The organism is Nocardioides sp., assembly GCF_035703625.1.
Classification (GTDB): Bacteria; Actinomycetota; Actinomycetes; order Propionibacteriales; family Nocardioidaceae; genus Nocardioides.
In genome coordinates, this window is sequence record NZ_DASSXS010000080.1 from 1 (window position 1) to 8,417 (window position 8,417).

At 71.4% G+C, this 8,417-nt stretch carries 10 protein-coding genes; 4 read left to right on the plus strand and 6 right to left on the minus strand.

The features are described 5' to 3' along the window. The 3 genes from VFN12_RS04095 to VFN12_RS04105 all read left to right on the plus strand — a co-directional run. Positions 1–246: aldehyde dehydrogenase family protein (locus tag VFN12_RS04095; protein WP_325117314.1), on the plus strand; the 246-nt coding region annotated here is incomplete at its 5' end. After that, entirely contained in the window at positions 243–1,112 is an 870-nt protein-coding gene (locus tag VFN12_RS04100; RefSeq protein WP_325117315.1) for an aldehyde dehydrogenase family protein, read from the plus strand. The genes VFN12_RS04095 and VFN12_RS04100, both read left to right, overlap by 4 nt. A gap of 244 nt (positions 1,113–1,356) precedes the next feature. Then, positions 1,357–1,728 (plus strand): hypothetical protein, encoded by a 372-nt coding sequence (locus tag VFN12_RS04105; protein ID WP_325117316.1) that lies wholly within the window; start codon positions 1,357–1,359, stop codon positions 1,726–1,728. Positions 1,729–1,743: 15 nt separating this feature from the next. On the opposite strand, the gene VFN12_RS04110 is transcribed toward VFN12_RS04105, so the two are convergent. Beyond that, on the minus strand, positions 1,744–2,940 hold the full coding sequence (locus VFN12_RS04110; protein ID WP_325117317.1) for a cation:proton antiporter: 1,197 nt from the start codon (positions 2,938–2,940) through the stop codon (positions 1,744–1,746). A gap of 34 nt (positions 2,941–2,974) precedes the next feature. Then, entirely contained in the window at positions 2,975–4,081 is a 1,107-nt protein-coding gene (locus VFN12_RS04115; protein ID WP_325117318.1) for an adenosine deaminase, read from the minus strand. A gap of 18 nt (positions 4,082–4,099) precedes the next feature. Here VFN12_RS04115 and VFN12_RS04120 point away from each other — a divergent pair, with 18 nt between their 5' ends. After that, positions 4,100–4,552: a MaoC family dehydratase gene (locus VFN12_RS04120; protein WP_325117319.1), complete on the plus strand. Its 453-nt coding sequence runs from the start codon at positions 4,100–4,102 to the stop codon at positions 4,550–4,552. 91 nt (positions 4,553–4,643) lie between these two features. Here the strand turns inward: VFN12_RS04120 and VFN12_RS04125 are convergent, their stop codons facing one another. The 4 genes from VFN12_RS04125 to VFN12_RS04140 form a co-directional block, all read right to left on the minus strand. Beyond that, positions 4,644–5,933 carry a thymidine phosphorylase gene (locus VFN12_RS04125; protein WP_325117320.1) on the minus strand — a complete coding sequence of 430 codons (1,290 nt, stop codon included), beginning with the start codon at positions 5,931–5,933 and terminating at the stop codon, positions 4,644–4,646. After that, a complete protein-coding gene (locus tag VFN12_RS04130) occupies positions 5,930–6,328 on the minus strand; it encodes a cytidine deaminase (protein ID WP_325117321.1) in 399 nt (132 codons plus the stop codon). Before VFN12_RS04130 ends, VFN12_RS04125 begins: the two co-directional genes overlap by 4 nt. 1 nt (position 6,329) lies before the next feature. Next, positions 6,330–7,670 (minus strand): ABC transporter permease, encoded by a 1,341-nt coding sequence (locus VFN12_RS04135; protein ID WP_325117323.1) that lies wholly within the window; start codon positions 7,668–7,670, stop codon positions 6,330–6,332. A 2-nt stretch (positions 7,671–7,672) separates the two neighbouring features. Further along, the coding region (locus tag VFN12_RS04140) for an ABC transporter permease (RefSeq protein WP_325117325.1) at positions 7,673–8,417 on the minus strand (745 nt) is incomplete at its 5' end.

Below are 8,417 nucleotides of genomic sequence, written 5' to 3' on the forward strand. Positions count from 1 at the left end.
GTGCTGACGTTCCGCACCCCGTCGGAGGCCATCGAGAAGGCCAACAACACGCCGTACGGCCTGTCCGCGGGAGTCTGGACCGACAAGGGCTCCCGGATCCTGCACATGGCCAACCACCTGCGCGCCGGAGTCGTGTGGGCCAACACGTTCAACAAGTTCGACCCGACCAGCCCCTTCGGCGGCTACAAGGAGTCGGGCTACGGCCGCGAGGGCGGCCGCCACGGTCTGGAGGCATACCTCAAGTGAGCAGGATCGACGTCCGCAAGACCTACAAGCTCTTCATCGGTGGCGCGTTCCCGCGCTCGGAGTCCGGCCACTCCTATGCCGTGAGCGACAGCAAGGGCAAGTTCGTCGCCAACGCCGCCCTCGCCTCCCGCAAGGACGCCCGCGACGCCGTGCAGGCGGCCCGCAAGGCGTTCGCCGGCTGGTCGTCGCGCACCGCCTACAACCGGGCCCAGATCCTCTACCGCGTCGCCGAGGTCATGGAGGACCGCCGGCCGCAGTTCGTGGAGGCCGTGCGCCAGTCCGAGGGGCTCACCGCGGCCCGGGCCGAGAAGGTCGTCGACGAGTCGATCGACCGACTCGTCTGGTACGCCGGCTGGGCGGACAAGATCACCCAGGTCGTCGGCGGCGCCAACCCGGTGGCCGGGCCCTACTTCAACCTGTCGACGCCCGAGCCGACCGGCGTCGTGGCGGTGCTCGCACCGCAGGAGTCCTCGCTGCTGGGGCTGGTCAGCACGGTCGCCCCGGTGATCGTCACCGGCAACACGGTCGTGGTCGTGTCGTCGTACGACCGGCCGCTGCCGGCGGTCACCTTCTCGGAGGTGCTGGCGACCTCCGACGTGCCCGGTGGCGTGGTCAACATCCTCACCGGGGCCGCGGCCACGGTGGGCCCCTGGCTGGCCGGGCACATGGACGTCAACGCGATCGACCTCACGGGTGTGGCCGGCGACGCCGACCTCGCGCGGAACCTCGAGATCGGGGCGGCCGAGAACCTCAAGCGGGTACGCCGCGCGCCGGACTCCGAGCCCGACTGGTCGGGGGATCCCGGCATCGACGCGATGACGACCTTCCTCGAGACCAAGACCGTCTGGCACCCGATCGGGGTCTGATCTGCCCGCCCGCGTCATCGTCCTGGCCGGCCCGTCGGGAGCCGGCAAGTCGCGTCTCGCCGAGCGGCTCGCGCTGCCCGTCCTGCGCCTCGACGACTTCTACAAGAGCGGCGGCGACCCGACGCTCCCGCGGATCACCAGCGGCGCCAACGCCGGGCTGACGGACTGGGACGATCCGGACTCCTGGCTGCTGGAGGAGGCCCTCGTCGTCCTCGAGCAGCTCTGCCGCGACGGGGTGGCCGACGTGCCGGTCTACGAGATCGCCCGCAACGGCCGGTGCGGGTCCCGGGTGCTCGACCTCGACGGGGCCACGCTCTTCGTGGCCGAGGGCATCTTCGCGCCCGAGGTCGTCCGGGGGTGTGCCGACCGCGGGCTGCTCGCGGCGGCGTACTGCATCCGCCAGCACCGCCTGGTCACGTTCTGGCGGCGGCTGACGCGGGACCTGCGCGAGCACCGCAAGCCGCCGCTGGTGCTGCTGCGCCGAGGGTGGTCGCTGATGCGCGACCAGGGCCGCGTCGTGGACCACGCCGAGCAGCTCGGCGCTCTGCCCGTCACCCCCGACGAGGCGTTCCGGGCGATCTCCCGGCTGGGCGGGCACGCCGACGCCGGGCGCTGACCGCGCCGGCCCCGGTCAGCGTGCCGCCGGGACGAGCCGGGCCCCGCGCAGGAGGCGCTGCCCGGCCAGCGGGCACACCAGCACGGTGACCGCGCCGCCGGCCACCAGGACCGAGGCGTTCTCCGGGCTGAGGTGTCCCGAGGACACGGCGACCGTCGTGACGGCCACGATGATCGGCAGCCCGGTCGAGGCGAACAGGCCCATGGCCAACGCCTCACGACGCGTGAAGCTGTGACCGTCGGGCTGGTCGATCAGCGTGGCCCGCCAGACCGGCACGCCGCGCACCAGAAGGATCAGCAGCACGAAGGCCACCAGCACCTCCGGCTTCCGCAGGACCGCGCTCGGGTCGATCGCCATGCCCGAGGTCACGAAGAAGAAGGGGACCAGGAACCCGAAGGCGAGGCCCTCCAGCCTCAGCTCGAGCGGCTCGTGACCCTCGGGAACCAGCAGGCGCAGGATCATCCCGGCCGCGAACGCACCCAGCACGACGTCGATCTCGAGCTCCGCGGCGACCGAACCGAGTCCGACCAGCAGGAGCATGACCAGTCGGACCGGTAGCTGCCCCGAGTTCTCCGCACCCTCCTTGACCAGCTCGAGGAGCCGGGACTCCCGGCGCGAGAGCCACCAGCTGACGACGTAGACGAGGACCGCCACGGACACGAAGGCCAGTACGACGAGTGCGGACGCCAGGGGACCGCGGGTGCTCAGCAGCAGGACCATGGCCAGGATCGGTCCCAGCTCGCCGTACGCGCCGTGGGTGAGGAGGGTTGCCCCGAACCTGCTGCCGAGCAGGCCGGAGTCCTTCAGGATCGGCAGCAGCGTCCCGAGCGCGGTGGACGTGAGGACGATGGCGATCGCCACCTCCGCACCGATCACCCCCAGCGACTCCAGCAGGAAGGTGAGGCCGATCGCCAGAACGATGCTGAACAGCCAGGTGAGCCCGGCGCGGCGCCCGCCCGGACCGATGAGCTCGTCGATGTCGATCTCGTACCCGGCGAGCAGGAAGAGCATCCCGAGGCCGAGAGCGCGCAGCACGTCGACCGCGTCGCTCGGCGTGGCCAGACCGAGCACCTCCGGCCCGATCACCATCCCGAGGACCAGCAGCACCACGACCTCCGCCACCCTGGAGCGCAGCAGCAGGCCCACCACCAACGGGGCCACGGCCGCGGCCAGGGTGATCGTGAAGAGGGAACCCACGACGTCGAGGCTCATGGCCGGCCAATCACCTCGCGCCCGGTCCCGGCCCTCATGCCGGGGCCGCGCCGACGGCCAGGGCGGCGTACCCCGGCTTGATCACCTCGTCGATCAGCGCCAGCCGCTCGTCGAAGGGCAGGAAGGCCGACTTCATCGCGTTGATGGTGAACCAGCGCAGGTCGTCGAGGTCGTAGCCGAAGGCCCCCACCAGTGCCCACATCTCCTCGGTCATCGAGGTCCGGCTCATCAGCCGGTTGTCGGTGTTGACGGTGACCCGGAACCTGAGCCGCTTGAGCAGGCCGATCGGGTGCTCGGCGATCGAGGCGGCGGCACCGGTCTGCACGTTGGAGGTGGGGCACATCTCCAGAGGGATCCGCTTGTCCCTGACGTAGGCCGCCAGCAGGCCGAGCTCCGCCGACGGCTGGCCGCCCCCGCCGGGGTCTCCGTGCACGGTGATGTCGTCGATGATCCGGACGCCATGGCCGAGCCGGTCGGCGCCGCACCACTGGATCGCCTGCCAGATCGACGGCGCCCCGAAGGCCTCCCCCGCGTGGATGGTGAAGTGGGCGTTCTCGCGCTGGAGGTACTCGAAGGCGTCGAGGTGCCGGGTGGGCGGGTAGCCCGCCTCCGCGCCGGCGATGTCGAACCCGGCCACCCCCCGGTGCCGCCAGGCCACCGCCAGCTCGGCGATCTCCCGCGACCGGGCCTGGTGGCGCATCGCGGTCCGCAGCTGGCGGACCACGATCCTGCCGCCCGCCGCCCGTGTCGCCGCGTCGAAGCCCGCCTGGACGGCGGCCACCACCTGGTCCAGGGTGAGCCCCTCGGAGACGTGCTGCTCCGGGGCGTAGCGGACCTCCGCGTAGACGACCCCGTCGTCGGCGAGGTCCTCGACGCACTCCCGTGCGACCCGGGTGAGCGCGTCGGCCCTCTGCATCACCGCGACCGTGTGGTCGAACGTCTCGAGATAGCGCTCGAGCGACCCCGAGTCGGCCGAGTCCGCGAACCACTGCCCGAGCGATCCGGCGTCACCGGCCGGCAGCTCGTGGCCGATCTCGCCGGCGAGCTCGATGATCGTCTGGGGCCTCAGCCCTCCGTCGAGGTGGTCGTGGAGGAGCACCTTGGGCGCCTGGCGTACCTGGTCATGGCTGGGAACACTCACCCGCCTATCCTTCCACCCATGCGTGTCTTCACCAGCCTCGACGACGTCGCCGCCGCCACGGGCGAGGAGCTCGGCACCACCGAGTGGGTCACCATCGACCAGGATCGCGTCGACAAGTTCGCCGACGCCACCGGTGACCACCAGTGGATCCACGTCGACGTCGAGCGGGCGGCCACCGGGCCGTTCGGCGGCACGATCGCGCACGGCTACCTCACCCTGTCGCTCGTGCCGTGGCTCGGCAGCCAGGTGTTCTCGCTGGAGACACCCGGCGCCAAGCTGAACTACGGCGTCAACAAGGTGCGCTTCCCCCACCCCGTGCGGGTCGGCTCACGGGTCCGCAACACGGTCTCGGTGGGCGACGTCACCGACCTGCCCTCGGGCAAGCAGCTCACCCTCAGGCACGTGGTCGAGATCGAGGGCGAGGACAAGCCCGCCTGCGTCGCCGAGACCGTCGTACTCCTCCTGCCTTGACGTTGAGTTGGGGATTCCCGCCCCACGAATAGGGGATCGGTGACCCTCGAGTGCGCCGGAATCCCCGACTCAACGGACGGGAATCCCCAACTCAACTGATCCGGTCGATGAGCAGCGGGGAGGGTTGGTACGACGAGCCGTCCGGCTCGACGTCGAAGCCACCGTCGAGCGACTCGAGTGCCCGGTCGAAGCGTGACTCGTCGTCGGTGAGCAGCGTGAACAGCGGTGAGCCCTCGGTGACCTGATCGCCGGGCCGGGCGTGCCAGACCACACCCGCGCCGGGCTGGACCGGGTCCTCCTTGCGGGCCCGGCCGGCGCCCAGGCGCCAGGCCGCCATGCCGACCGCCAGCGCGTCGAGGCGGGTCAGCACGCCCGTCGCCGGCGCGGCCACGACGTGCGACTCCCGCGCCTCGGGGAGCCCGGCGTCGGGGTCGCCGCCCTGCGCGGAGATCATCGAGCGCCACACGTCCATGGCCGACCCGTCGGCCAGCTTGTCGGCCGGTTCGACGTCGGTGCGGCCGGCGCCCGCGAGCATCTCGCGCGCCAGCGCCACGGTCAGCTCGACCACGTCGGCGGGACCGCCTCCGGCCAGCACCTCGACGGACTCGGCCACCTCGACGGCGTTGCCTGCGGTGAGCCCCAGGGGGGTGGACATGTCGGTCAGCAGCGCGACGGTGTGCAGGCCCGCGTCGGTGCCGAGCTCCACCATGGTGGAGGCCAGCTCACGCGCGGTGTCGACGTCCTTCATGAAGGCTCCGGTGCCGACCTTGACGTCGAGCACCAGCGCGCCGGTGCCCTCCGCGATCTTCTTCGACATGATCGAGGAGGCGATCAGGGGGATGGCCTCGACGGTCCCGGTGACATCACGCAGCGCGTAGAGCTTCTTGTCCGCCGGCGCCAGCTCGGACCCGGCAGCGCAGATCACGGCTCCCACCGACTGCAGCTGGTCCCACATCGCGGCGTTGGTGACGTCGGCGCGCCAGCCCGCGATCGCCTCCAGCTTGTCGAGCGTGCCGCCGGTGTGGCCGAGCCCGCGCCCGGACAGCTGCGGTACGGCGACCCCGCAGGCGGCGACCAGCGGCGCGAGCGGCAGGGTGATCTTGTCGCCGACTCCCCCGGTGGAGTGCTTGTCGGCGGTGGGCCAGGACAGGTCGCCGAAGTCGAGCCGCTCCCCCGACGCGATCATCGCCGCGGTCCACCGCGCGATCTCGCGGCGGTTCATGCCGTTGAGCAGGATCGCCATCGCCAGGGAGGACATCTGCTCGTCGGCGACCTCGCCGTTCGTGTACGCCGCCACCACCCAGTCGATCTGGCTGTCGGACAGCTCGGCGCCATCACGCTTGGCGATGATCACCTCGACCGCGTCGTGCCCGCCGCTCATCGCGCGACGCCCAGGTCGTCGGGGCCGAAGGGATCGGGCAGGACCTCGTCCATCCGTCGTACCCCGGACACCGTGAGCAGCAGCAGCTCGCGGCCGCCGTGCTCGAACAGCAGCTGGCGACAGCGTCCGCAGGGCATGATCACCGCACCCTCGCCGTTGACGCACACGAAGTGGGTGAGCCGTCCGCCACCGGTGGCGTGCAGCTGCGACACCACGCCGCACTCGGCGCAGAGCACCACGCCATAGGCCGCGTTCTCCACGTTGCAGCCGACGACCACCCTGCCGTCGTCGACCATGGCGGCCGCCCCCACCGGAAAGCGGGAGTACGGCGCGTAGGCGCGTGCGGACACGTCCACGGCGGCGGCGGTCAGGGCCGCCCAGTCGAACTCGGCCATGTCAGCTCTTGACGTACGGCTCGCCATCGGCGGCCGGCGGACGGACCCGGCCGACGAATCCGGCGACGGCGATGATGGTGGCGAGGTACGGCGCTGCGCCGAGCAGCTCACCCGGAAGCTTGTCGACGAAGCTCAGCTGGTTCTGCAGGTTCCACATGAACCCGAAGAAGATCGCCGCGAAGGTCGCGCCGATCGGGTGCCAGCGGCCCATGATCACCGCGGCCAGCGCGATGAAGCCGGTCCCCGCGGAGACGTCGCGGTCGAACGCGCCCGTCGAGCCGACGGTGTAGTAGGCGCCGCCGAGACCGGCGAACACGCCGCCGAGCAGCACCGCCTGCCACCGCACCCGGTTGACCTTGATGCCGACGGTGTCGGCGGCCTTCGGGTGCTCCCCGACCGAGCGGACGCGCAGGCCCCAGCGGGTCTCGAAGAGCAGGAAGGTCACGATCGCGACCGAGGCGTACATCAGGTAGACCAGGATCGTCTGGTTGAACAGCGCCTCGCCCAGCACGGGAATGTCCGCCAGGACCGGGATGCGGATCTCCTCGAGGATCTCGGGGTTGTTGAACATGTCCTTCTGGCTCCCGGGGATCTGCCCCAGCAGGAACGCGGTCAGGCCGGAGGCCAGTGCCACCAGCACGACTCCGAGCACCACCTGGTTGACCTGGTAGCGCAGCGCGAAGAGGCCCAGCAGCGCGGCGATGCCGACGCCGGCGAGCACGCCGCCGACCAGGCCGAACGGTGCGCACAGTGCCACCGGGATGAACACCAGCGAGCTGTAGGCGACGCTGGTGAAGACCGAGGCGAAGAACGCGCCGGCGAGGAACTGGCCCTCGATCGCGATGTTGATGACGCCGGCGCGCTCGCACAGGCAGCCGGCCAGCGCGCCGAGCACCAGCGGCGTGGCGATGCGCATCGTGCCCGGGATCGGGTTGGCGATCGCCGCCTGGAAGGCGCCGCCCTGGTCGGCGTAGGCCCACATCAGGAACCCGAGGTAGAAGGTGATCCCGACCAGCAGGGCGAGCAGCACTCCGGGCCAGCGCCGCGGGAAGCGGTTCAGCGCGGCCAGGACCAGCGCGACGGTCGACACCGCCACGGCACCCCACGAGACCCACGTGGTGGTGAGCTCCTTGGGCCGGTCGTCGACGCTGACCCGCTCGCCCAGGATGTAGGTGACCGAGGTGCTGTCGATGCTCAGCGCGAAGTAGACGAGCAGCCCGACGCTGATCGCGAAGGTGATGACCAGCCGGACCTGCCGGGCCACGTCGGCCCGGTCGCGGACGCGTGGGTCCTCCACGGGCGTGCCCGCCGGCGGTGCGGTGATGGTGTCGGTGGCTCCCATCCTCACCACCCCTTCGCCATGACGGTGGAGGCGTGCTCGGTCCCGCGGATGCGGAACACGCCCCGGATCAGTGCGGGTGCGGCCACGAAGAGCACGATCATGGCCTGCAGCACCTGCGACATCTCGGGCGGTACGCCGGCCGCGGCCTGCATCGCCAGGCCTCCGGAGGAGAGTGCCCCGAACAGCAGCCCGGCCAGCACGGTCCCGAGCGGGGTGGCGCGGCCGAGCAGGGCGACGGTGATGGCGTCGAAGCCGATGCTGCCGGCGATCTGGTCGCTCAGCGGGTCCTGACGGCCCAGCAGCTGCATGGCCACCGCCAGGCCGGCCAGCATGCCGGCGACGGTCATGGCGGTGATGTAGACGCGGGCCACGCTCATCCCGGCGGTGCGGGCGGCGTCGGGGTTGGCGCCGACGGCCCGGATCTCGAACCCCCAGGTGCTGCGCTCGAGCAGCCACCAGATCACGAGGGCGGTGAGGAGGGCGAGGAGGAAGCCCGTGTGCACGCCGAGGATCGAGGGGAACGACGCCGAGTCGGCCACCGGTGGCGACAGCAGGTTCTCCGCTCCGGGCCGCTGGAAGGACTCCTTGGCCAGGAAGTAGAGCAGCAGGAACCGCCCGACGTAGTTGAGCATGATGGTCGTGATGACCTCGTGGGCCCCGGTCTGGGCCTTGAGGAAGCCGGCGAGGCCGCCCCACAGTCCCGCCGCGACGACCGCGCCGAGCAGCGCGAGCAGCAGGTGGAGGCCC

Coding starts and splice junctions, on each gene's coding strand:
- VFN12_RS04110 (WP_325117317.1), bottom strand. CDS start 2,940: ATGAGCCTCGACGTCGTGGGTTCCCTCTTCACGATCACCCTGGCCGCG.
- VFN12_RS04120 (WP_325117319.1), top strand. CDS start 4,100: ATGCGTGTCTTCACCAGCCTCGACGACGTCGCCGCCGCCACGGGCGAG.
- VFN12_RS04125 (WP_325117320.1), bottom strand. CDS start 5,933: ATGAGCGGCGGGCACGACGCGGTCGAGGTGATCATCGCCAAGCGTGAT.
- VFN12_RS04130 (WP_325117321.1), bottom strand. CDS start 6,328: ATGGCCGAGTTCGACTGGGCGGCCCTGACCGCCGCCGCCGTGGACGTG.
- VFN12_RS04135 (WP_325117323.1), bottom strand. CDS start 7,670: ATGGGAGCCACCGACACCATCACCGCACCGCCGGCGGGCACGCCCGTG.